The organism is Xenococcus sp. PCC 7305 (assembly GCF_000332055.1).
In the GTDB taxonomy this organism is placed as follows: Bacteria; Cyanobacteriota; Cyanobacteriia; order Cyanobacteriales; family Xenococcaceae; genus Xenococcus.
In genome coordinates this window covers 1-23,833 of the sequence record NZ_ALVZ01000217.1, presented here as the reverse complement: position 1 = coordinate 23,833, position 23,833 = coordinate 1, and the positions used below count along the sequence as shown (strand labels likewise).

The following is a 23,833-nucleotide window of genomic DNA, read 5'->3' as shown; positions in this document are numbered from 1 at the left end:
TTAACTACATAACATTATAGATGCAAAATAATGACTTCTCCTCACTTTGGATACAAGGCACAACTCGCACGGGAAAAACAACTCGCTTAGTCCAAGAATTTAGTAAATGGGTCAGACAGCAGCTAATCCAAAAACAGTCAAAAAATTACCCCCAAGATACTTTAACTTCTGCGGTTTTAGTCCTCGCCGCAAATAACAACAATCGCAGGAAACTTGCCGATATCCTAGCTTCAGCAGTCGAAGGGACTTATCCTGTAATTTGTAAAACTCCTGTGGGTTTTATCACAGATGAGGTTGTCTTATTTTTGCCGCTGCTTTTTGATCGCCTGAAGATAAAAGCCCAATTTCCCCTTAGATTACGACCCGAAACCGAACAAGAATTAGCGACTCAGTTATGGCGCGAGGAACCAGATTGGGAAACTTTGATTACAGCTACTGGAGAAAATCGGTTTGTCCGTCAGACTCTAGATTTGTTGCAATTAGCAGGAGCAAGTGGGGTTACAGCTGAGGTTATCCCAAATATTTTAGAGCAGGGAATGAGTTCTCATGCGGGAGAGAGTGAGATCTATTATCGCATGGGAGAATTAATCCTTAACTGGCGTCAATGGTGCTTAGAAAGAGGATTTTTGACCTATGGAATTATTTACGAACTTTACTGGCGTTATTTATTACCAGATCCTAAATATCGGCAACATTTAATTAATCGTCACCAAGCAATTTTTGCTGATGATACCGACGATTATCCTGCGATCGCCAGAGACCTATTTGACTTATTGTTAGACCAAAATACCTATGGGGTCTTTACCTACAACAGAGATGGCAAAATTCGCTTAGGTTTAAATGCCGATCCTGATTACTTACAAGGGTTAGCGAAAAAATGTTTAGTCATTGACAAAAACGAAGAAAATAACCATTACCCATTACCCATTACCCATTACCCAAATATTACCCATTCCCCAAAAACCATTGATGCAATAGTAAATTTAGTCACAGAGACCGCCTATGGAATACAAATCCCTAGCTTTATCCAATCAATTCAAACAATTTCTCGTGCGGAATTGTTGAGGTCGGTTGCCGATACTGTGATTAAGACAGTCAAAGAAGAAGCTATTAGGCCAGAAGAAATTGCCATTATTGCTCCTGGTTTAGATGAAATTGCTCGTTATACCCTGATAGAAATTTTATCCGCTAGTGGCATCGCGATCTCACCTGTTAATGAACAACGCCCCTTGATTAGTTCTCCTCTGGTCAGGGCCTTACTCACCCTCATGGCATTAGTCTATCCTGGCATTGGCAGATTGGTAGACCGAGATGCGATCGCAGAAATGCTAACTATTTTCTCCCACAAAAAAGAATTAGGAAAATCCATTGCCCAAATCGATCCTGTGCGGGCAGGTTTAATAGCAGACTACTGTTACAAGATAGATCGCGAAGAGCAGGCCAATTTATTACCAGTTGAATCCTTTCCTCGTTGGGATAGATTAGGGCATCAAGCGACCAATGCTTATTTAGAGATTGCTCAATGGATCTCCAATGGGAAAATTCAACAACGGAAACAATGTTATCTCACCCCAGCAATTCTTATTAGCAAGGCGATCGCACATTTCTACGAAACCAATTACGACCTTGATTATCAAACCATTTCTGCTTTAAGAGAACTAATTGAAACCGCCCAACATTTTTGGGAAGTAGATCGCAGAATGCGCCAAAACGAACCAAGTCTGCAAACTCAAGCAGTCACCGTTGCTCAATTTATCAAATTACTCCGGCGAGGGACAATTTCCGCTAATCCTCGCCCCACAAGGCAGTTTAGGCCCCAAGAAAACTCGATTGCTCTGGCAACCATTTTCCAATATAGATCTCTGCGAACCTCCCATCGTTGGCAATTTTGGCTGGATGCAGGTTCTCCTCTTTGGGACAAAGGCGGTGCCGCAACTCTTTTGGGGGCTCCCTTATTTCTGAAAAACTGGTCAGGAGAAGCCTGGACGCCTGAAGACGAATATGAAATGGACAAACAACGTTTACAGCGTATTTTACGGGATTTATTAAATAGAGTTACCGAAAAAGTGATCCTTTGTCACAGTGATTTAGGAGTCAATGGCACAGAACAAATGGGGCCTTTACTACCCTTAGTTCAATCTTCAGTACAAGTTAGCAACACAAAAAAAGGAGGTGAGACTCACTCACTCTCCTCAAAATAAACAGAATTAAAGTTTATTGGCAATAAATGTGATTTTCCCACACCCAAAACCTAAAACCTAAAACCTAAAACCTATTTACCCATACCCAACTGTTGAGCTTTCTGGTAAACCTTGCCCTCAGTCAACAGTGAAGGTGCAATTACGACTTCCACTTGTTGCATATCCTTGATATCCTTCGCTCCCAAGGTCCCCATACTGGTTTTGATTGCACCCAGAAGATTGTGAGTCCCATCATCAAGCTTGGCAGGCCCGACCAGAATTTCTTTAATCGTTCCTGTTGTACCAACTTTAATCCGGGTTCCTCTAGGTAATACCGGGCTAGGAGTTGCCATGCCCCAATGAAAATCGCCCCCAGGAGCTTCCGCCGCACGAGCGATCGGCGAACCAATCATAACCGCATCAGCACCACAGGCCAAGCATTTACAGATGTCACCACCAGTAATAATTCCTCCATCAGCAATCACAGGAATATATTTGCCAGTTTCGGCATAAAAGTCATCCCGTGCCGCAGCACAATCAGCCGTTGCTGTAGCTTGAGGAACTCCGACACCCAATACACCGCGAGATGTACATGCCGCGCCAGGGCCAATCCCAACCAATACTCCTGCAGCTCCAGCCTTCATTAATTCCAGAGTTACTTCGTAGGTCACACAATTGCCTAAAACTACTGGAATCGGCATTTCCTGGCAGAAAGCCGCCAAATCAAGAGGAGTGATTGATTCAGGAGAAAGATGGTCGGTCGAAACTACTGTTGCTTGGACAAACAACATATCAGCACCAGCTTCTGCAACTACTTTGCCATATTTGCCGGCTCCTGCGGGAGTTAAACTAACCGCAGCAATGCCATTTTGTTGTTTAATTTGTACGATTCTTTGTTTTATAAGTTCAGGCTTAATCGGCTCAGCATAAAGTTCTTGCATTAAACCGACAAACTCTTCTTTGCCTACGGAAGCTATACGCTCAAGAATTGGCTCAGGATCTTCATAACGAGTTTGTATTCCCTCTAAATTAAGAACTCCCATAGAACCTAATTCTGATAGCAAGGCTGCCATTTTGACATCTACCACTCCATCCATTGCACTAGCAATGATGGGAATTTCTCGCTTGATACCGCCGATTTCCCAGGTAGTATCTGCCAGACTAGGGTCTAGAGTCCGCACTCCAGGAGTGAGTGCAATTTCATCAAATCCATAAGCTCTACGAGCCTTTTTACCACGACCAATTGATATTTCCACGCTTAATTAATCTTCCGCTCCCAAAGCTATTTGCATAGAGTATCAAATTTTTGAACCGTTTGGAAATGGGTTAAATTAATTAATTTTGACCTACTCCCACGCATAAATGACGTGGAATTCGAGGCTCAGACAGAGATTGCAACCCGAGGTTGACTGACATCTCCTACCCTCAGAGTTGAAGCCCCAACTCTCAGTATATTTAGCGCTGCATTAGAATCTCTACCATGCTTACATCCACAAGAAGGACAATTCCAATAACGCTTATCAAGTGGCAGCTCTTTTAAAACATGCTCACAACTAGAGCACGTCTTAGAGGATGGATACCATTGATCGATATAGCTAACAATCTTCCCTTTCTTTTCCGCAACACATTCCAAAATCTTGAGAAATTCACTAAAAGCTAAATCTCCTATTTTTCTACCCCATAGCCGCTGCATTCCTTTTAGGTTAAGAGTCTCAAAATAAAGATAATCATATTTGTCTGTCAATTGATGAGCCAATTTCCAGAACCAATCACGTCTGCGATTGCTTACTTTTTCGTGGACTCTAACCAAGTTCTTTCTAGCTTTTTCTCTGGAACTAGAACGCTTTTGCTTTCTGGATAGATTACGGCTAGCCAATCTTAATTGCCTCAAAGACTGCTTAAGGAACAGTGGGGAATCAATATTGTTTTCATCAGAACAAGTCAAAAATGTCTTCAGTCCAAAATCAAAGCCTGCGCTTTTACTTGTCATGACATTGATTTGGTTGTCCACATAATCTGTGACTACAAAAATAAATAATTCTCCTAATGGATTTCTTTTGATAGTTACAGTTTTAACTTTTCCTTGGACTTCTCTACTTTTCCAATATCGATAAATTTTGTTGCCAATTTTAAGTTGATTGTTTTCTAAAAGCTTATATCCTGATTGCTTAAGCGTAAATGATTTATATTTAATTCTTTTTCTAAAATTAGGTGGTCTGACTCCTCTTTGATTATGTTTAAAAAATAGCTGATAAGCTCTATCAATTCGCTGCACAATATCTTGTACTGCTTGAGAGCCTACTAATTGCCAATACTCATTTTTTCTTCTGAGCTTCGCAATATGCTTCATTAGTCTGTTATTTTTTAAGTGCTTACCAAACATAGAATAATAGCGTTTATGCAAAGCTATACAGTGGTTATAAACATTTCCTGCTGCATTAATTGAACGATGCAAATGCTTATTTCTTTTGTGTTGATATAACTTAAACTTGTAGGTCTTCATGTGTCTATGATAGGATTATATAGACATTATGTATAGATAAAAAGGTTTTCTAGATTCAAAGCTGCCATTATCTTTTATCGTTTGAGGTGAATTAATTATATTTCTTTTAGCTCTGAGTTTATCTTAAAAAACTGAGTCAATAACTTTCCTTTACTTGACGCCAAATCTCCCTCTGTTGTTGAGATTCAAGCTTAATTAACTCAAGATTTTTTCAGTAGCATTTTATTGGCATGTACATTGCGATCAGGCAATTCTGTTTCCAAATTAAGCAAACAAGGTTCTTGAAATGCGATCTCGCTAAGGGCGAGGTGCTACGCGAGAGGTTCACTCGTTCCTCACGATCGCAAACGACTTAGGGAACAGTAAAATCTACAAACGATCTCAGGTTCAACGAAGAACCAACTAAAGCCTTAATTAATTTTTTATCCAATGTTAACAAAGGTGCATTAACTCGGCGAGATAGGGCAACATAGCAAGCATCATATGCAGAAATACCAAAATTGATTGCCAGATTAACAGCTTCGCCCATCAATTCTGATGTCGAAATAACTTTAAAAGGAAACCTTTTCAAAATATCTAAATCTATTTGTACTTGATCAGCAGAATACAGTTCAGCACGGACGTATTTCCAGAAGATATTCGCAATTTCAATGTAAAACAAATCGGGAATGAAAATTTCTGTTTGAGGATTGCTAAGAGTATCCAGAAGTTGCTTAGTTTTCGCAGAAAGAGGATCTGCTATAAATCTTTTAATTCCCACATTCGCATCGATTACACAGCGCAAAGGGTCACTCATCGCTCTCGATCCTCTCTAATTAATTCTGTGCTATCAGGTAGCCCAAAATAAGCTGGATTAACGCGATGATGCCGATCTATTTCTGCTTGTAGCTGGGGAACAGCTTTACGTCTTTCTTCCCAAGTCGGATCGGTTTCGGGAGAAATGAGAAATTTTAATTTCTCTTGCGACTGATTTAAAGATTGTTTGAGCAATGAGATCGCCTGTTCTGTGACACTACAATTATTTTTGATCGCAAGTTGTTCGATTTGAGTTAGCATTCCATCAGGAAGGTTTTCTAGATTCAAAGCTGTCATTATCTTTTATCGTTTGAGGTGAATTAATTATATTTCTTTTAGCTCTGAGTTTATCTTAAAAAACTGAGTCAATAACTTTCCCTTGCTTGACGCCAAATCTCCCTCTGTTGTTGAGATTCAAGCTTAATTAACTTAAGATTTTTTCAGTAGCATTTTATTGGCATGTACATTGCGATCAGGCAATTCTGTTTCCAAATTAAGTAAACGAGGTTCGCGAAATGCGATCGCAACTAATATTAAATTAAATATTCCCAGCAATACCAACAACAGAGAAATACCTCCGTTTTGACCTATTTGCCCCCCAATAAATGGCGCTAGATAATGATTCAACAGCCCTCCTTCTGCCATCAAAGGATTCAAAATATTATCAACCAAAGGGCCAGCCAATAAATAGGCAAAAATAGCCAAAGATCTTTCTAAACTCTGCTGTAGCGCGAAAATTCTTCCCTGAAGATTCGTCGGTACTTTGCTCTGCCAGATTGTTTGATTAGAACTAATAATAATCGGGTGAGAAAATAAATATAAGAAAATCCCGATCGCTAACACGACGACTGATATCTTTAACCCAGCAACTAAGGTCACAATACCCTGTAATCCCACACAACCCATAATAGTGATCACCCGATATTTGCTACTACCCCAAATGCTCATCAGCAAACTGCCCACAAGTACGCCACATCCGCCGATAGAAAGAATAGTTCCGAGTTCTTGGGTAGAGCCAGGCTTGTATAGTAAAGGCCACAGAATCACTTCTAGCATGCCTGTTGTGAAATAACTAATAGCAACAAAGCTCAATAGTCGGAGTAAGCCTGGTCTAGTCGCAATATAATTCCAACCTGAAATTGTGTCCTGCAAAAAGCGTCCTGTAGCAGATTTACTGCGACTTCTGCGTCTTTTGACATTGGGGAATCGGACAATCGATAGGGTAAATAAAGCAAAGACAAAAGTTCCTAAATCAATTGTTAAAACTCCCTCTAAACCAATGAACTTCATCAAAATCCCGGCAATAAAAGGAGAGACGATTTTCGCTACTCCGTTTGAAACCTGCACCATGCCATTGGCACGACTAAAATGTTGGGGTGGCACAACTTGCGCGATCGCAGCCGTCGAAGCTGGAGTCTGAAAAGCATTGAAAGTAGAGGTAATAGTAATAGCAAGATAAATATGCCAAACTTCTAATTGGTTAGACAATGCTAATAGCATCACGATAATGGTGATCAAAGTCGTCACCAAATCGCTCATAATCATAGCATAACGACGATTCCACCGATCAATCAAAACTCCAGCAAAAGGAGAAATAATCACTTTTGGTAAATAGATCAAGAGAATGGTCATCGCAAAGGCCGTAATAGTCCCAGTGTCTCGGTACGTTTGTTCAAGAATCCAAAAACCCAGGGCAAATTCTGTGAGTTTAGAACCCAACAGAGAAATTAATTGTCCAAACCAGACGATTAAGAAAGTACGCATGAAAGAGGGAAACTAGTACTATAAATTACAATAATAGATCAAAATGATTAATTTGAGCTAGATTTTATCAAAAGCTTAAGTTCAGCTACACAGGTGTTTTTACTGATTTTCACTAGAGAAAGCTCCACGTATCTTAACCTCAGTTTATAAAAAAAATCTATAATTGTTCAGAGAATTTGCTTAGCAAAGCTGGTTAGAAGGCTCGATAAGCGAAGGAATAGCAGCTGTCACCACTCTTAAATTGATTAGTTTAAGAAGGCAGCAATTAAGCAAACTCAATTTTGTGTTGTAATGTGGAAAATCACAGTTGTTTATATAGGTCAAAATAAAGGGCATATAGATGGTGACACAAAGGGATTATTACCTGACTCTCAAAATATCCCCTGATGCGACGACAGACGAAATCAAGGCTTCTTTTCGCAGCCTGGCTCGTAAATATCATCCCGATCTCAATCCTGATAACCCTGAAGCAGCAGAGTATTTCAAAGAAATTTCTGAGGCCTATGACACTTTATCTGATCCTCTAAAACGTCGTCGTTATGATGTTGATCGCAATTTAGCCAACAGCAAGTACAGCATTAGTTCCAATGCCCCAGAGCCGATTCTCAAAAAGCAAAAAGCTCGTGATGCCCAATACTTTTATGATCGCGGAATAGCAAAAACTAAAGCGAAACAATATCAAAAGGCGATCACTGAATACAGCAGGGCGATCGCCTTAGACAGAAATTTTATTGAGGCTTATCTTCAAAGATCCCAAATCCGCCATAAATTGGGAGATAACCAAGGAGTACTGGATGATTGCTACCGTGTTATTACAATCAACCCTACAGTTGTTAAAGCCTATTATTATCAAGGAAGAGCGCGCTATAGCCTGGGCTATGTGCAAGCTTCTATTGAATCCTATAGTGAAGCGATTCGGCAAGACAAAGATTATGCTCAGGCTTATTATTATCGAGGACTTGCCTATGGAGATCTCAAGGCAAAAACTCTAGCGATTCAAGACCTCCTAATGGGCGCAGAATTATTTCGTCTTGAAGGAAACTATGAGGCTTATAACATTGCCAAAAATAAGGTCAAAAACTTAGAACAAGTTGATCTACTTTTTATTCGCCAAATAAAATATTTTCTAGAGCAGAATATCCTGATCAAGTTAATTTTTCCTGTGCTTGTACTCAGTGTTTTGGTATTCTGTCTAGCTCAGATTTTCGCGATTGAATCGCTGTTTTTCTGGTTGTTATCTTTTATTTTGCTATTATTATTATTTGTTTTTTTGTGGAGTAAATATTATATATAGCAGTCCTTAAACTGAAAAGCTGAGTTTTAGGGAAATAGGGTGTAACTTTCAGAATTATTTGGCGTAACATATATTAACTATTTCTGACTTCTGGCGATCGAGATGTGGCAAAACTTGTAATATTGATTCCTAGATTGCTATTGATATAGTAGTTTTGTAGAGCGTCAATTATACCTACATAAGAAATTCTCATAATCAGCTAGCGCTAATTTAAGCTTTCTTTTGCTCCATGATCTAATAGTAATCTAACAATATCTATGTTGTTTTGAGCAACTGCTAGATGAAGTGGGCTTTCTTCGTTAAAGTTTTTGACATTGACATTGGCACCTCTTAAAACAAGGGCTTTAACTGTCCTGTCGCCACCTGATTTTTGAAACGCACGCAGAAGAGGAGTCCACCCTTGGTTGTCTGTTATATTAACTGTTGCATTATGCGATAACAGTAGATCAACTACTAAAAATTGATGACATCTTGAGGCTTCAAATAAAGGTGTTTGATTATTGATGTTTACAGCATTAACATTCGCTTCATTCTTAATAAGTAGTTTAAATATATCTAAGTGTCCTTTTACAGATGCTTTATGTAAAGGAGTCTCTCCCGAATTATCTAAAGCGTTAATATTGGCGCCATTTGCAATTAAGATTTCAGCAATATCATATGCCTCACGATAACAAGCAATAAATAATGCAGAACAAGGTTTCCCTTCAAAGTAAAACATATCACGTTCAGGTTATTTCAAATCACTACTCTAGCCAGAGGATTAGTAATATTTATCAATCATTTGTTCAATTATTCTTTCCATATCTTGATAAGAAGTAGTATCTTTTATCCATTCTTGTATCAGTTGTTGTGCTATTAATGCAGCTTCCTTAGAAAGCTCACAAGTAATGACTAATTCCTCAACCGAATCATTATTAACTGTAATAGCCCCAAATACCTCCATATATGCACTTATTTTAATGTTATTTGTGGTTGGTTGATCTTGATAAATAGCAATGCCTTTTTTTCTATTTGATGATATTAAACTGTATATAGGACTACCATCTAGAAAGGGTGTTCCATCAACGTAGTAAGTGTTTAACCAAATTGTCCAAGTTTGCTCAGTTAATAAATTGTTAATCAGAGAATCACAAAGATCACGCCAAAAAATTTCAGATTTTTCATATTCTTCGAGATTTGACAAGAAATTACCATACAGATGTTCTACCATATTATAAATATTCTTTGCCCTGCAATATTTATTATTAATTTTCATACCAATTAGATATCTTTTGATACCATTCTCTTGCTTGTTTTTTCTGTTCAATCAAGTCTGAAGATTCATTACTTTGTTCAATATTTTTATCAATTTCTACTAATTCAACTTGATAACTTACTGCATATCCACAAGGAAGAGTTTTCCAATACACAGGATGCCAAGGAGTAAATTTTTCCCATATTATTGAATTCTTGATTGGATAAGATATGAATTCAGGATCATCTAACAAATGTTCAATAGAAATTATCTTCTCTCCGAACTTTTTATTAGCACAACAAAATATACTTCCATAAGGAGGAATCGAATTATTCAAGAGATTTTCAGACACAGATTCCCAATCCAAAATACATCGACGAAAGAATTGATTCCATTTAGGTTTGGCAACAGATTTCCATTTTTTGGCTCCTTCTTCAGTCAAAAAGTAATATAGTTCTTTGTCATCATAATTATTATCTAAATTTTCTCTATCTAAAGCTGCTTTTATTTGTTTGCGAGATGGAATAAATGCTTTGGTTAAAATTTCATCTACTAACTTCGTGTCTAGAGAGTCTAAATCTGCTGGGGTAATTGTTGACAAAAAGCCATCTTGAAAAAGATTAAATAGAGAATCTACAATTTGATTCGTACTTAATTTAAATGGAGTTAGATATGGATCAGGTACTATACATTGGTCATAAGGAAAAACTGTCAAAAAACTTATAGGCGTACGCACTGCAAGATTCAAAAACCAGAAGTCAACTTTACTCATTATATTTATTGATAGTATTTAGTTCCTTGATTGTCTTTAATATTTAAAATAATAGCTGCTGAAACTTTTTGAGGTTTAATACCCTCTTTACAGAATTCATAAGTTAAAGCAATATGCTCTCCATCAAGAACGTATCTTTCCACCTCAGCTACAGCCGAACCATCTCCATCAGCATCAACAGATTTGACAATTCTCTTGTTGAAAACATCATAGGTATATTCAGATTGTTTAATAACATTACCATCACTATCAGTAACCGATACAGCAATTAAGCGATCGCGATAATCCCAAAGATACTCAGTAACTTCTCCCGTCGCAATCTCAATTCTTTTAGTGCGATTACCATTATCGTCGTAACTATAGCTCTCATCAGCTTGGTAATCATAATCAGCATCAATTATTTGACCTAGATCATCATATTCATAGTTAGCAACTCCATCATTGGAAGTAAAACTAGTAATGCGATTACCTTGATCATGAACCCAACTATAAGCAGCTATAACAGCAGATTGAGATTGGTGAACTAGATCTGTTAAGCGACCAAAATCATCGAAAGCATAATCACTTTGGGCCACTAATCTGGTACCTGCTAGATCGCTATAGCGAGTCATCTCAGTCATTCGATGAGTCGGATCATAGGCAAAATCTACTCGTTTATCTGTTACTCCATTACCAGATTGAGTAATAGTTTGAACTCGATTCAATTCATCATGGATAAACGCTTCAACTCCTGAAACCATGCCATCAATAGTGTCAGTAACGGAGGTTAAATTGCTAACAGGATCATAGGTATACCCTAAATCGACATTTATGTACTTGCTAAAAAATAATACATAAATATAAATTGTCTATTTATCTTCTTTATTCATTTAAAGAAAAATAGTATCTTTATTCTTAAATCAAGAAATACCGATAAATTATAATTAAAAGCTAATAAGATAATTTTGATAAAATGGATTATAAAGCAGAAGTACATAAAGCTGGTCGGATAACAATCCCTATCGAACTGCGGAAAAAGCTGGATATTGCCGAAGGGGATATTTTGACTATTCGTCAAGAAAATAACGAGTTGAAAATTATTACTCAAAAGCAAGCTTTGGCTCACGCTCGCTCTTTGGTTCAACCTTATCTATCGTCATCAGAATCCTCAGTGGATGATTTTCTTAATTGGCGCAGAGAGGAAGGCCAACAAGAACAGCAAGAACTAGAACAAGGTGAGATTTCTTAAATGTCAGCAATAGTTTTTGATAGCTCCGTTGTCATTGCCATCCTCAAACAGGAGCGAGGTTTTGAATCAGCAGAAAGCTCTTTGAGTGATGCTCTTATTTCTACAGTTAATTTATCGGAAGTATCGACATATCTTGCCAGAAACTCTGTCCCCAGTGATACGATTCAAGAGGTTTTGGCGAATTTTCCGATTCAAGTTGTGCCTTTTGATGAATCTTTGGCTATCCAAGCTGGATGTCTTTACTCTTCATGTAAGCATTTGGGATTATCTTTGGGAGATCGAGCTTGTTTAGCTTTGGCTATGAGTAGAAAACGAACTGTACTAACAGCAGACAAAGTTTGGTCAAAACTGGATCTTGGCATTACGATTCAAGTTCTTCGCTAAAGCGGTAGTGCTAATAATTTAGATCATTACTTCTACATGACTACCTATTTTTTTCTATGTCGCCAGGCATAATAAAAAGATACGAGAGAATCACTAAGTGTTTTCTTTAAAATAAACTTAGCTGCTGTGATCATATAAAAAGAAACACAAATCCACAAATTATGAAGTAGCCATAGGTTATTCTTTCTGATTTGAAAATGTTCTTGGCATCTAATCCAGATACTAGAAAATTGTTCAGAAACTCCTCCTAATTTCATATTGGCAATCTCTTGTTGGGTAAAAACAAACTGAACTAGAGAACTATGATATAGTCGAAAAACCAGATCGTAATCACCACAAATGCGGTATTTTGTCTTAAATAATCCCAGCTTTTCATAAGTATCTTTAGTGATGAATGTTGCAGGATGATTAATCGGCATTCCTCGATTTATCTTGGAATCTAGTATATTCTGACTTTTTGCTATTCTGAATCTGTGATTCTTCTCCGGATCAAACCGATACATTGCCCCAGTAATAACCAATAGTGGATTATCTTGAATATTTTTATTATATATATTTACTACTTCTGATATGGCATTTTCTAGATAGGTATCCCCACAATTTATTAAGCCAATAAGTTGCCCTTGAGCAACTTTAATGCCCTTATTCATCGCATCATAAATACCTTCATCTTTCTCACTACACCAAAAACTTATTTGAGGTTCATAACGACGAATAATATCCAAAGTTTTATCATTAGAAGCCCCATCAATAATTATATATTCAATATTATTATAAGACTGTCTAATAACAGATTGAATCGTCTCTTCTAGTTCGGATTCTCCATTGAAAACGACCGTAATTATCGAAACTAATGGCAAATTATGGGGATCTTGTTTGGTAATATCTTGAACTCCCATTTTTTCTTGATTTGCTTGATTAACATCAGACATAGCAATTTTTTTAAAAAATATTTATTTTATTGAGTAGACTATGCCAAGCTAAAGCCATATATCTTTTAATGCCTGCATATTGATGTAAATTAATATATTGTGCTAATTTTTTCCTAGGTGCGATCGCCTGACAATTGGTTACTTTCGTCAAGTGAAAAAAGTCTCCTTTTAATTCAAAAGCAATATTTAATTCTGAGGGCATTAATTCCAACGCATAGGAGGAAATAGGACTTGAAGAATCTCGAATTGTTATAAGATATTCCGATTCAACTTTAGTCAAATTTTTTGTGCCATAAAAATCGAATTCTACATCATATTTTGCCAACCACGGAAGATATTTATACAACGATCGCGGTTCTAGTTCGTAATAAGCATCATAGATCGACTGCGATACAGACAAATCACTAAAATTAAATTTTTTGCTGCTCAATAAAAGAGGCGCATGATAATTTCCCTGTTTTTTTAGAATATTAGCCCCCGGTTCACTACAGTTAGTAGTCAAAGAAATGCGAGGAATTACAAAATATTTGTCAGTTGAGATCATATATTTAATAAAATATTTTTTCCAAGACTTATCTGGCCAATTAGCCACTTGATCAGGAATTTTATCTTGTTGTGTAAGAGGAATTTTGTAATTAATTTCATACCAATCTTTAAAATTTTGCCATTGATTCTTGCTCCATGCCTGCCCCCAAGAAGTGGCGCTTTGCAAAAAGTAATTATCAAACCCATCATCAATAGGAGTGAATCTTACTTGAGCATATTCATTGTAGAAATAAGAATATAAGGAAATACCGCTAATAACTTTCTGGTCTTGATAATAATTAAGAGCTTGACAAGCATAATTATAGAATGCAGGAGAAACAATTAAATCATCTTCCAAAATTATTACATACTGGTATTTTTGGGTGAGGTCTCCACAAAAAAGAATATGTTTTTTTAAACCTAAATTCTCCTGGTGCCGAATAATTTCTTTGTCTCCAAATTTCCATGTAAAACTTTTGGCAACTGAAACTACTTCCTGGTAATTACTATAGTCAATACTGATAATTAAAGTAATTGAATTATGCTTAGCATAATCTGCTCTTGCGAGAGAGTCTAATAATCTTTGTAGTGAATCAGCTCTATTATAAGCTGCAACTATAATCACCGGTCTAATTATAGTATTTGCGGGCATTTATCGCTTTTCTCATTCTTGAATATACTGCAGAGATGCAAAACACTTACATCCCTACAAAATTTTTCACTCAGAAATATAGGGAAGGAAATAATCCCACAGACTTCTAATTACAAAAATTATCGCTAAACAAATAACAATAGTAGTCATGCAGACGACCTCCATTGAGTTATTATTTATAACTCTCACACCACCCAAACACCTTGCTAAGAAAGAAGGTCTTACTTTACCCTAAGAATCTATTCAGCTGAACTAGAAAGAAAATAAGATTAATGGAATTCAATTGATCTTTTATCTCAATTTAGATGGCATAATCTATTCTTATCTATCTTCTAATCAAATCTAATAAATAAGGCATCAGGGATTACACAGATCTTTGAAACTTTTCTTTCGGCAATCTCAGTGCTTCCACGTTCATCATAACAATCTCTATCTAAATTAGTTGCACCAATTTCAGAATTCACCTAATACCTAACACCCAACACCTAAAACCTTTCCTCAATTGCGATCGCAGATTTTGTAGTGAACTGGAACGCTCTCAATGTTTTTTTTGTAATTAGTTATTAAGCATGACTTTAACTCCAAAGCAACAGCGAAGACATGATATCGAGCATTTTGAGGTTGTATATTTTTTTCAGAAATTAAGACTAGATATGATTACTTAAGTAGTGATGGTGATTAAAAATTTAGCAAGATAAAAAATATGCAGATTAAAGGCAAAGTTTATTTTGTGGGCGCAGGAGTTGGGGAGCGCGCATATCTAACCCTAAGAGCAGAAGAATTATTATCTCGTGCCGAAGTATTGGTTTACGATGCCTTAGTTGATCCGCAATTAGCAGATTTAGTACCCGATGAATGCCTAAAACTCTATGTTGGTAAGCGTGGCGGAAAAGTTAGTACGCCTCAAGATAAAATTAATCAACTATTAGTCGCCTATTGTTGCCAAGGGAAGCAGGTAGTACGACTCAAAAGTGGTGATCCTTTGGTTTTTGGCCGTTCCAGAGGGGAAATAGCGGCCCTGCAAAGGGAAAATTGTAATTTTGAATTAATTCCTGGCATTTCTTCTGTTTTAGCTGCTCCTTTATTAGCAGGAATTCCTTTGACCGATCGCGAGTTGAGTAGCTGTTTCGCGGTTTGTAGTGGACATGAAATTAAACAGCTCAATTGGCAGGCATTAGCCAAAATAGACACTTTAGTGATTCTCATGGGGACTCGTTCTTTGCCTGAGATTGTGACAGAATTAATCGACCAAGGTAAAGATGCCCATGAACCAGTTGCTATCATTCGTAATTGCTCTCAAATAGGACAAGAGATTTTTTGGGGTACGTTAACCGATATAGTAAGTAAAACTAGAGGTATTTCACTATCTCCAGCAGTTATTGTAATAGGTAAAGTCGTGACATTAGGCGATCGCATTAATCAAACTTCTTTAAGCTCCAACCATTTGCCATTGGCGAACAAGACTATTTTGGTCACTCGCGCTGCCGAACAGTCGAGTAAGTTTACGACTTTGCTCGAAAGCCAGGGTGCCACAGTCAGAGAAATGCCAGCTTTGGTGATTACAGCTCCTTCTAGTTGGCAGGACCTGGATAATGCGATCGCAAATCTTCCGAATTTTGATTGGTTAATCCTCACTTCTGCTAATGGGGTTAAATATTTTTGGTCACGATTGAAAGATGTCCGCGCTTTAGCTGGAGTAAAAATTGCGGTGGTGGGCAAGAAAACCGCAGCAACTTTGGAGCAATATAATATTCAACCAGATTTTATTCCGCCGAATTTTGTCGCCGATTCTTTGGTCGAAACTTTTCCCGAATCTTTGCCAGGGAAAAAAATTCTCTTTCCTAGAGTGGAAAATGGTGGTAGGGCAGTATTGGTTAAAGAATTAACTTCTAAGGGTGCATCGGTGATCGAGGTTGCAGCTTATGAGTCTAAATGTCCTGAGAAAATTGATATTCATGTCTGGAATGCTTTGCAACATCAAAAAATAGATATTGTGACTTTTGCTAGTTCGAAAACAGTCAGTAATTTCTGTCAACTTGTGGAGCAAGAATTGAAGGGAGAAACTAGTCTTAATGATGTTTTGCAAGGTGTCGCGATCGCCTCTATCGGACCGCAAACGTCAAAAACCTGTCATGAATTACTGGGTAGAGTGGATATTGAAGCGGAAATTTACACTTTAGAAGGATTAACCAAAGCAATTAGCGATTCTTGTACTGCGTAATCGTAAAATAATCTATGGGGAAATAGTGACCCGTTCAAGAATAGCCTATTTTTATAAATTAAAATGAATTATTTAATTGCTGTATTACCCGATCGCATCGTCGCAGAGGAAGCTTATACTGCTTTGGAAAAAGCTCAAATTCCCCAGTCCCAGATGGGTATTGTCGGTCGAGGTTACAAAACTGCCGATGAGTTTGGCTTAATAGATCCTGGCAAGCAAGCTAAAAAACGAGCGATCGCAATGGCCTATTGGTTAGTGCCCTTTGGTTTTGCTGCTGGTTATGGTTTCGATGTCATAACTGGATTGGATACTTTTAGTTGGGCTGGTACTCCCGGAAATCATATTGTCGGGGGTATTGCCGGGGCGATCGGCGGTGCAATGGGTAGTTTTTTTGTTGGTGGTGGTGTCGGTTTGAGTATTGGCAGTGGTGATGCTTTACCCTATCGTAATCGTTTGGATGCTGGAAAGTATTTAGTGGTAGTAAAAGGTTCAGAAATTTTTCTTTCTAAGTCAGTAGATATTTTGCGTAAATTTAAACCTGAAATGCTCCAAGGATATGAACAATAGTTAAAGGATGAGGGATAAGGGATGAGGGATGAGAAAACTTGAGTAGAAAACAATTTTCCCCCATTCGAGGACGACACGAAGCTAGTGCTTTAGTGCAAGTAATTTTTAATTTTTAATTTTCAATTATTTATGTTGCCAAGAGAAGATTTATTAAAAGGAGTTGAGAATCGCGAGGAGGTTGCTCGCGTTATTGATAAGGCAGAGCAGGCAGTTAGGACTTGGGAAATAGTTTTAACCGATTTTTTGTCTCCTCCTGTGCTGTTTGAAGTTCAGAGAATTTTTGGGAAATTAACAGATATTGAATTACTTGCTTGGGGTGGTTATCCTCAAGCCGAAAGGCAGAGATTGGGGCTAGCTCGTTTGGAAATGCCCTTAGATAATTCACATATTGAGTTAGCAGCTTTAGATATTGCAGGAAATTTCTTGTTTGATACAGCAACTCATCGAGATTTTTTGGGCTCAATTTTGGGAACGGGGATTGTTCGGGAAAAAGTGGGAGATATTATCGTTTTGGGCGAAAGAGGTGCCCAAGTGATTGTAGTTCCTGAAATGGTGGAGTTTCTGACAACTTCTCTAACTCAAGTGCGATCTGTGGCGGTTAAAACTCGGCAAATTGATTTTAGTGAGCTAAAAATACGCCCTCCCAAAAAGAAGGAAATGACAACTGTCGAAGCTTCTCTCCGATTAGATGCGATCGCCTCTGCTGGTTTTGGCATGTCTCGGAGCAAAATGGCTAATGTCATTACTGCTGGAGATGTCCGCATTAATTGGAAGGATATTACCCAGGCGAGCTATAACGTAAAAGCTGGAGATTTAATTTCGGTCAGAGGTAAAGGGAGATTAGAAATCGGAGAAGTTTCTGTGACGAAAAAGCAGCGCTATCGGGTTAATTTAGTAAGGTATAAATAATTGCTCTTCTTTAATTAGTGAGATACATAAGACTCTGCTTTAGGGAACAGGGAACAGGGAACAGGGAAATGTATCTTATTAATCTGAGAAACGCTATCTTACTTTCCCCTAACACCTAACACCTAAAACCTAAAACCTAACCCCTAACACCTAAACGTGTAAGTGAAAACATCAGTTATTATCCCGACTCATAATCGCTTATTGCAATTACAAAGAGCTTATAACAGCGTTTGCAGTCAAACTCGTCTTCCCGAGGAAATTATCATTATAGATGACGCTTCAGACAATATTGTTGCAGCAAGTTTGAAATATCACAAAGATCACGAAATCACGACAATTATCAAAAGATTTGTCACTTCTCAAGGTGCTTGTAAAGCAAGGAACCAAGGGGTTGCGATCGCGACTGGAGATATTGTGATGTTTCTCGATGATGATGATACTTGGGAGCCCCAAAAAATCAATGATCAATTAAAAATATTTGCTAGCAATCCTCAGATTGGCTTAGTATATTCTGGCAAATTAATTGTCAAAGAAACAGATAGAGAAAATATACTGTATCGAGTAAGAACAAAAGCAAAAGGTAATCTCTACCCAGAAATTTTATATGATAATCTCATCGGCTCAACCTCTTCTGTAGCTATGAGGAAAAGCCTGTTTCAACAAGTGGGAGGTTTTGATGAGGACATGCCAGCATTGCAAGATTATGACCTATGGATCAGATGCTGTCAAAAAACCATGATCGAACATGATAATTCCTTTAATTTGAGATATACCATTGCTGAAAAACCTGATCATCAAATTAGTGGACAAGTCCCTCGTCAAATAGCTGCTGTCAAGATAATTTCCCAAAAATATCATACTGAAATTGCGGCACAAGGTTTTATTAATTCCCGTAAAATATATGCAGCTAAGAATTTTTATATTAGTAAATCACTGCGTTCTCGGAGTTTGCTCGCCGCCATCCCCTGGATAATTAAAAGTTTTTGGCAATATCCCAATCTAAAAATTATTGCTTTGTTCTTACCTTTAAGCATTACTCAAAAGTTAAGGAATATTTGATGAGCCAAAAATCTCCCTTAGCAGCCTATATTCATATTCCTTTTTGTCGTCGTCGTTGCTACTATTGCGACTTTGCGATTACGGTAACAGGAGATCGCCCTTTATCTGATAATTCCACAATGGTAGGAGATTACGTTAATTATCTTCAGCAAGAAATCAGAGCAACTTCTCCGACTAATAGTTCTTTGCAAACCATATTTTTTGGTGGAGGAACGCCATCAGTGCTTCCTGTGGCAAAGTTAGGGGAAATTTTAACGACAATTGATCGATATTTGGGGATTGCCCCAAATGCTGAGATTTCCATGGAAATAGATCCTGGTACTTTTAATCGACAACAGTTACAGGAATATCTTAATTTAGGAGTCAATCGTTTTAGCTTGGGGGTGCAAACTTTCGATGAGCAGTTATTAAAAATTTGTGGCAGATCTCACAATAGACAGGATATTTTCGCGGCAATTGAGGCGATAAAAGAATTAAATGTCGATAACTGGAGTCTTGACTTGATAACTGGTTTACCTCATCAAACCTTACAACAAGTAGAAAGTTCCTTGGAAACTGCGATCGCGATCGCGCCCAAGCATCTATCTTGTTACGATCTTGTCTTGGAACCTGTCACGGCTTTTGGCAAACAATTTCGCCCAGGAGAACAACCTCTGCCCACAGAAGAAAATAGTGCGGCGATGTATGGATTGACGCAACAGATGCTCACAGATAATGGTTACCAACATTATGAAATATCAAATTATGCCCAGCCAGGATATCAATGTCGTCACAATAGAGTTTATTGGCAAAACCAATCCTATTATGGTTTTGGCATGAGTGCAGCTAGTTATGTAGATTTTCAGAGATATACTCGTCCGCGCACAAGAAAAGATTATTATTCCTGGGTAGAAGCTGGTTCGGTAATTGACGTTGCCGCTACCACAAAATGCGATCTCCTACTGGAAACTTTGATGTTAGGGTTGCGTTTAGCAGAAGGAGTGAATTTATCGCGAATTGGGAAGGAATTTGGGGAAGGGACTATTGCCAGAATTCTGTCTAGTTTGCAAAGTTATCTAGAACAAAATTTGGTAGAAATTTCGACAGTTAACCATGAGCAAAGATTGAGACTAGTAGATCCTCAAGGTTTCTTGCTATCCAATACTATTATCACAAGTCTCTTTGAAACTTTTGATGATGATTCTTGATGAATTTACGTGATCCAGAAGATAAGCGATCGCAATTATGTAGGCGATCGCCCTCAACTATTAGTAATTAATGATTAACCATTAGCCCATTCTGTGTGGAAAAATTCACCTCTGGGCTTATCAAGTCTTTCATAGGTATGGGCCCCAAAATAATCTCTTTGAGCTTGAGTGAGATTCTGGGGTAGGCGATCGCGTCGGTAGCTATCAAAATAGTCTAGTGAAGCACTAAAAGCAGGGACAGGAATACCCAAACTGTTAGAGGTTGCTAACACTTCGCGCCAAGCATCCTGGCGATCGAGAATTGTCTGCTTGAATTCTGGAGCCAACAAAAGATTCGGCAAACTAGGATTGTCGTTAAAAGCCTTTTTGATTTTATCAAGGAAACCGGCTCGGATAATACAACCACCTTTCCAGATCCGCGCCGTTTCAGCTAAATCTAGATTGTAGTTAAACTCAGTAGAAGCTTTGCTCAAAAGAGCCATGCCCTGGGCATAGGAGCACATTTTGGAACAATATAGTGCATCTCGCACTTTATCGACAAAAGCTTGCGTATCTCCATCAAATGAGGCAGTAGGACCTTGCAAATCCTTAGCAGCAGCTACTCGTTGATCTTTGTAAGCAGACATCACACGGGCATTGACCGCAGCATAAATAGTAGGAATGGGAACACCCAATTCTAAAGAGCTGACCACTGTCCATCTCCCAGTACCTTTTTGTCCTGCGGCATCTAGAATTAGCTCGACCAAAGGCTTATCAGTTTCGCGATCGCGATTGGTAAAGATATCAGCAGTAATCTCAATCAGGAAAGAATTAAGTTCATCAGTAGTATTCCATTCAGCAAATACTTTATGGAGTTGCTCACTGGTTAAGCCCAAACCATTTTTCAGCAAATCATAGGCTTCAGCAATTAGCTGCATATCTCCATATTCAATGCCATTATGAACCATTTTGACATAGTGCCCAGCACCGCGAGGCCCCACATAGGTAACACAAGCACCATCATCAACTTGAGCGGCAATTTTTAGTAGAATCGGCTCTAGTTCACGGTAAGCGGCCTCTGTGCCTCCTGGCATGAGACTAGGGCCGTTTAAGGCTCCTTCCTCGCCACCACTGACTCCCATACCCACAAAACCAAGTCCTGTAGATTCGAGATCATTAGTTCGTCTTTCTGTATCGTCATAGAGGGAGTTCCCACCATCGATAATCATATCTCCTTCATCTAGGAGTGGTTTAAGCTGTTCGATTACCGCGTCAACTGGTTTCCCCGCTTTTACCATCACCAATATTTTGCGGGGACGCTCTAGGGTTTTTACAAATTCTTCTATCGAATAGGTAGGAACCACATCTTTGTCTCCGGCTCGTTTTGCCATAAAGGATTCGGTTTTCGCGGCAGTACGATTGTATACAGCGACAGGAAACCCGCGGCTCTCTACATTAAGAGCGAGATTTTCTCCCATTACGGCTAGACCAATTACACCAAAAGTTCTCTTTGTCATACGGAATGAATTATAAGGATGAGTTTGCTCAAATATTTTTCCCCTATAGGCTAACGCGGAGCTCGGGTAATCATCCGTAAAGATGATCTTAAAATTTCTAGGTATAAGGGTTGAATAAAGCAGATGTTATAGAGGTTATTAGCTAACGCTGTAGGGGAAGATCACACAAAAATCAGACCCCATGGATACCAATAGTTCAATATAAAATTATGTTCATGGGTAACTTTGCGTGATAATGAAACCCAGATAAAGAACATTTTTCTTTATCACAAGCAGACACTAACAACAATAAAAATGAAATCTTCCCTAGTCATTCTCTACCATCGCGAACCCCATGACGAAGTAGTAATAGATGGCAAAATACATTATGTTCCGAAAAAAAGCCCTAATGGAATTGTTCCTACCCTCAAAAGCTTCTTTGCCGATGTCAATCAGGGAACCTGGGTCGCCTGGAAAGAAGTAACTGCTAAGAAAAAAGCAAGTTTTGAACCCAAAGTCAGCATTGAAGGAGAAGGAAATTATAATGTTCTACGCATTCCCCTAAATAACCAACAAGTTAAACATTTTTATCATATAACCTCGAAAGAGGCTTTTTGGCCCATTCTCCATTCTTTTCCCGATCACTTTACCTCCGAAACTACTGATTGGGAAAACTTTAAAGAGATCAACCGTCTATTTGCCGAGGCAGCCTGCGAAGAAGCCGCAGATGATGCTGTGATCTGGATTCATGACTATAATTTGTGGCTGGTACCGCAATATATCAGAGAACTCAAACCCGATGCGAGGATTGCTTTTTTCCATCACACGCCCTTTCCTTCGGTAGATGTCTTTAATATTTTGCCTTGGCGCGATGCGATCGTGGAAAGTCTGCTCTGTTGCGATATTGTAGGATTCCATGTGCCTCGTTATTCAGAGAATTTTGTCAATGTTGCTCGCAGTCTGAAGCCTGTCAAAATTCTCAAAAAACAACCGGTAGAAGGACATATGACTCCTGTGGGAATTGCTTTGGCTGAACCTGAGATGACTAGTCAGTTGAGCTACAAAGGACAAGTCGTGAATATTGATGCTTTCCCTGTTGGAACTAATCCACAACATATTCTTAATGTTTTAGAACAGCCAGAAACCAAAGATCGACTAGCCCAAATCAAAGAAGAACTTCAGGGTCGCAAACTGATTATTGCCGCAGGAAGAATTGACTATGTCAAAGGTAATCAGGAAAAACTAGAAGCCTATGGTCGTCTACTAGAACGTCGTCCTGATTTACATGGCAAAGTTAATTTTGTGATGACCTGTGTCCAAGCTGCTGCAGGAATGCGGATTTACAAGACTGCTCAAAGTACCATCGAACAGTTGGTGGGTAAAATTAATGGTCGTTATGGGAAATTGGACTGGATGCCCATTCTGCTGTTTACGCAACCAATCCCGATTCATCACTTGTTGGCTTATTACAAAGCGGCAGATGTTTGCTGGACTACTCCTTTGCGAGATGGGTTAAATTTAGTCGCCAAAGAATATGTGGTGGCCCATGGAGGAAAAGATGGGGTTTTGGTTTTATCTGAGTTTGTTGGTGCGGCGGTGGAGTTGCCTGAAGCAGTCTTAACTAACCCTTATTCTCTGGCTCGTATGGATCATGCGATCGAAGAAGCTTTAGCAATGCCACCAGAAGAGCAAGAGCAACGGATGTCGAAAATGTATCAAACTGTCACCAACTACGATGTGAAATATTGGGCCGATCGCCTGTTGGATCAATTTAAGAACCTCAAACATGAAACAGTTAGTGATTAGTTTTTTTTGGTGGGATAATTCTTCCCACCTTCTGGCCCTATAATATCAATTTAGAAAATACCCGAGACACATAAGGCCTGTAAAATTGAATCCCGCCCAGTAAGAGAGGCGACAATGGGTCGAGTTAATTGGCGGATCTGAAATTCAATTGCGCTAGTCAATTCCTCTAAATCAGTCCACAATTGCCAAGCAAGTTGATCTTTAATAAATTTCCACAAACGTTCAATAGGATTTAATTCTGGAGCATAAGGAGGTTGAAACAATAATTGAATATTGCCAGGAACTGTGATGTCTCCGGCAGTGTGAGCTCCTGAATTGTCTAATTGAATAATGTGCATTTGCTGAG

The 23,833-nt window shown here is 38.4% G+C and carries 23 protein-coding genes; 10 read left to right on the top strand and 13 right to left on the bottom strand.

Annotated features, from left to right (window positions below; all coding sequences use genetic code 11):
• The first annotated feature begins 20 nt into the window (after positions 1-20).
• Positions 21-2,201: a hypothetical protein gene (locus XEN7305_RS19215; RefSeq protein ID WP_006511165.1), complete on the top strand. Its 2,181-nt coding sequence runs from the start codon at positions 21-23 to the stop codon at positions 2,199-2,201.
• 71 nt (positions 2,202-2,272) lie between these two features.
• Here XEN7305_RS19215 and XEN7305_RS19210 read toward each other — a convergent pair whose 3' ends face one another.
• The 5 genes from XEN7305_RS19210 to XEN7305_RS19190 form a co-directional block, all read right to left on the bottom strand.
• The gene (locus XEN7305_RS19210; protein ID WP_006511164.1) at positions 2,273-3,436 is read right to left on the bottom strand and encodes a GuaB3 family IMP dehydrogenase-related protein; all 1,164 of its coding nucleotides are present in this window, start codon (positions 3,434-3,436) and stop codon (positions 2,273-2,275) included.
• A 125-nt stretch (positions 3,437-3,561) separates the two neighbouring features.
• Positions 3,562-4,683: an RNA-guided endonuclease TnpB family protein gene (locus XEN7305_RS19205; RefSeq protein WP_006511163.1), complete on the bottom strand. Its 1,122-nt coding sequence runs from the start codon at positions 4,681-4,683 to the stop codon at positions 3,562-3,564.
• 352 nt (positions 4,684-5,035) lie between these two features.
• Entirely contained in the window at positions 5,036-5,479 is a 444-nt protein-coding gene (locus tag XEN7305_RS19200; RefSeq protein WP_006511162.1) for a type II toxin-antitoxin system VapC family toxin, read from the bottom strand.
• Complete coding sequence (locus XEN7305_RS19195) at positions 5,476-5,775, bottom strand: hypothetical protein (RefSeq protein ID WP_006511161.1); 300 nt, start codon at positions 5,773-5,775, stop codon at positions 5,476-5,478. Before XEN7305_RS19195 ends, XEN7305_RS19200 begins: the two co-directional genes overlap by 4 nt.
• Positions 5,776-5,907: 132 nt before the next feature.
• Positions 5,908-7,242, bottom strand: coding sequence for an MFS transporter (locus XEN7305_RS19190; RefSeq protein WP_006511160.1), 1,335 nt, complete (start codon positions 7,240-7,242; stop codon positions 5,908-5,910).
• Positions 7,243-7,582: 340 nt separating this feature from the next.
• Between XEN7305_RS19190 and XEN7305_RS19185 the strand changes: the two genes are divergently transcribed.
• Entirely contained in the window at positions 7,583-8,536 is a 954-nt protein-coding gene (locus XEN7305_RS19185; protein ID WP_006511159.1) for a tetratricopeptide repeat protein, read from the top strand.
• 205 nt (positions 8,537-8,741) lie between these two features.
• Here the strand turns inward: XEN7305_RS19185 and XEN7305_RS19180 are convergent, their stop codons facing one another.
• Genes XEN7305_RS19180 through XEN7305_RS19165 form a run of 4 tightly spaced genes read right to left on the bottom strand, consistent with a single transcriptional unit; the run spans position 8,742 to position 11,282 of the window.
• Positions 8,742-9,254 carry an ankyrin repeat domain-containing protein gene (locus XEN7305_RS19180; RefSeq protein WP_006511157.1) on the bottom strand — a complete coding sequence of 171 codons (513 nt, stop codon included), beginning with the start codon at positions 9,252-9,254 and terminating at the stop codon, positions 8,742-8,744.
• 42 nt (positions 9,255-9,296) lie between these two features.
• Entirely contained in the window at positions 9,297-9,746 is a 450-nt protein-coding gene (locus XEN7305_RS19175) for a hypothetical protein (protein ID WP_006511156.1), read from the bottom strand.
• 34 nt (positions 9,747-9,780) lie between these two features.
• Positions 9,781-10,542, bottom strand: a complete 762-nt coding sequence (locus XEN7305_RS19170; protein ID WP_006511155.1) for a hypothetical protein — start codon at positions 10,540-10,542, stop codon at positions 9,781-9,783.
• A gap of 5 nt (positions 10,543-10,547) precedes the next feature.
• Positions 10,548-11,282, bottom strand: coding sequence for a hypothetical protein (locus XEN7305_RS19165; RefSeq protein WP_006511154.1), 735 nt, complete (start codon positions 11,280-11,282; stop codon positions 10,548-10,550).
• 212 nt (positions 11,283-11,494) lie between these two features.
• Between XEN7305_RS19165 and XEN7305_RS19160 the strand changes: the two genes are divergently transcribed.
• A complete protein-coding gene (locus XEN7305_RS19160; RefSeq protein WP_006511153.1) occupies positions 11,495-11,770 on the top strand; it encodes an AbrB/MazE/SpoVT family DNA-binding domain-containing protein in 276 nt (91 codons plus the stop codon).
• Entirely contained in the window at positions 11,771-12,154 is a 384-nt protein-coding gene (locus tag XEN7305_RS19155; protein WP_006511152.1) for a PIN domain-containing protein, read from the top strand.
• A 44-nt stretch (positions 12,155-12,198) separates the two neighbouring features.
• Here the strand turns inward: XEN7305_RS19155 and XEN7305_RS19150 are convergent, their stop codons facing one another.
• Both XEN7305_RS19150 and XEN7305_RS19145 read right to left on the bottom strand, forming a co-directional pair.
• Positions 12,199-13,086 carry a glycosyltransferase family 2 protein gene (locus XEN7305_RS19150; RefSeq protein WP_006511151.1) on the bottom strand — a complete coding sequence of 296 codons (888 nt, stop codon included), beginning with the start codon at positions 13,084-13,086 and terminating at the stop codon, positions 12,199-12,201.
• Positions 13,087-13,096: 10 nt separating this feature from the next.
• Positions 13,097-14,263 (bottom strand): glycosyltransferase, encoded by a 1,167-nt coding sequence (locus XEN7305_RS19145; RefSeq protein ID WP_006511150.1) that lies wholly within the window; start codon positions 14,261-14,263, stop codon positions 13,097-13,099.
• A gap of 703 nt (positions 14,264-14,966) precedes the next feature.
• Here XEN7305_RS19145 and cobA point away from each other — a divergent pair.
• The 5 genes from cobA to hemW all read left to right on the top strand — a co-directional run bounded on the left by cobA (position 14,967) and on the right by hemW (position 20,206).
• Complete coding sequence (gene cobA / locus XEN7305_RS19140; RefSeq protein WP_006511149.1) at positions 14,967-16,484, top strand: uroporphyrinogen-III C-methyltransferase; 1,518 nt, start codon at positions 14,967-14,969, stop codon at positions 16,482-16,484.
• Between the two features lie 63 nt (positions 16,485-16,547).
• A complete protein-coding gene (locus XEN7305_RS19135; RefSeq protein WP_006511148.1) occupies positions 16,548-17,051 on the top strand; it encodes a hypothetical protein in 504 nt (167 codons plus the stop codon).
• 129 nt (positions 17,052-17,180) lie between these two features.
• Positions 17,181-17,960, top strand: a complete 780-nt coding sequence (locus tag XEN7305_RS19130; RefSeq protein ID WP_006511147.1) for a photosystem II S4 domain protein — start codon at positions 17,181-17,183, stop codon at positions 17,958-17,960.
• Between the two features lie 162 nt (positions 17,961-18,122).
• Positions 18,123-19,019, top strand: a complete 897-nt coding sequence (locus tag XEN7305_RS19125) for a glycosyltransferase family 2 protein (protein ID WP_006511146.1) — start codon at positions 18,123-18,125, stop codon at positions 19,017-19,019.
• Positions 19,019-20,206, top strand: a complete 1,188-nt coding sequence (hemW, locus tag XEN7305_RS19120; RefSeq protein WP_006511145.1) for a radical SAM family heme chaperone HemW — start codon at positions 19,019-19,021, stop codon at positions 20,204-20,206. The genes XEN7305_RS19125 and hemW overlap by 1 nt, the downstream gene beginning before the upstream one ends.
• A gap of 74 nt (positions 20,207-20,280) precedes the next feature.
• Here the strand turns inward: hemW and gnd are convergent, their stop codons facing one another.
• On the bottom strand, positions 20,281-21,702 hold the full coding sequence (gene gnd, locus XEN7305_RS19115; protein WP_006511144.1) for a decarboxylating NADP(+)-dependent phosphogluconate dehydrogenase: 1,422 nt from the start codon (positions 21,700-21,702) through the stop codon (positions 20,281-20,283).
• Between the two features lie 294 nt (positions 21,703-21,996).
• Between gnd and ggpS the strand changes: the two genes are divergently transcribed.
• A complete protein-coding gene (gene ggpS / locus XEN7305_RS19110) occupies positions 21,997-23,487 on the top strand; it encodes a glucosylglycerol-phosphate synthase (RefSeq protein WP_006511143.1) in 1,491 nt (496 codons plus the stop codon).
• A 50-nt stretch (positions 23,488-23,537) separates the two neighbouring features.
• On the opposite strand, the gene XEN7305_RS19105 is transcribed toward ggpS, so the two are convergent.
• Positions 23,538-23,833 (bottom strand): transposase (locus XEN7305_RS19105; protein WP_006511142.1); only part of this gene is annotated, 296 nt, incomplete at its 5' end.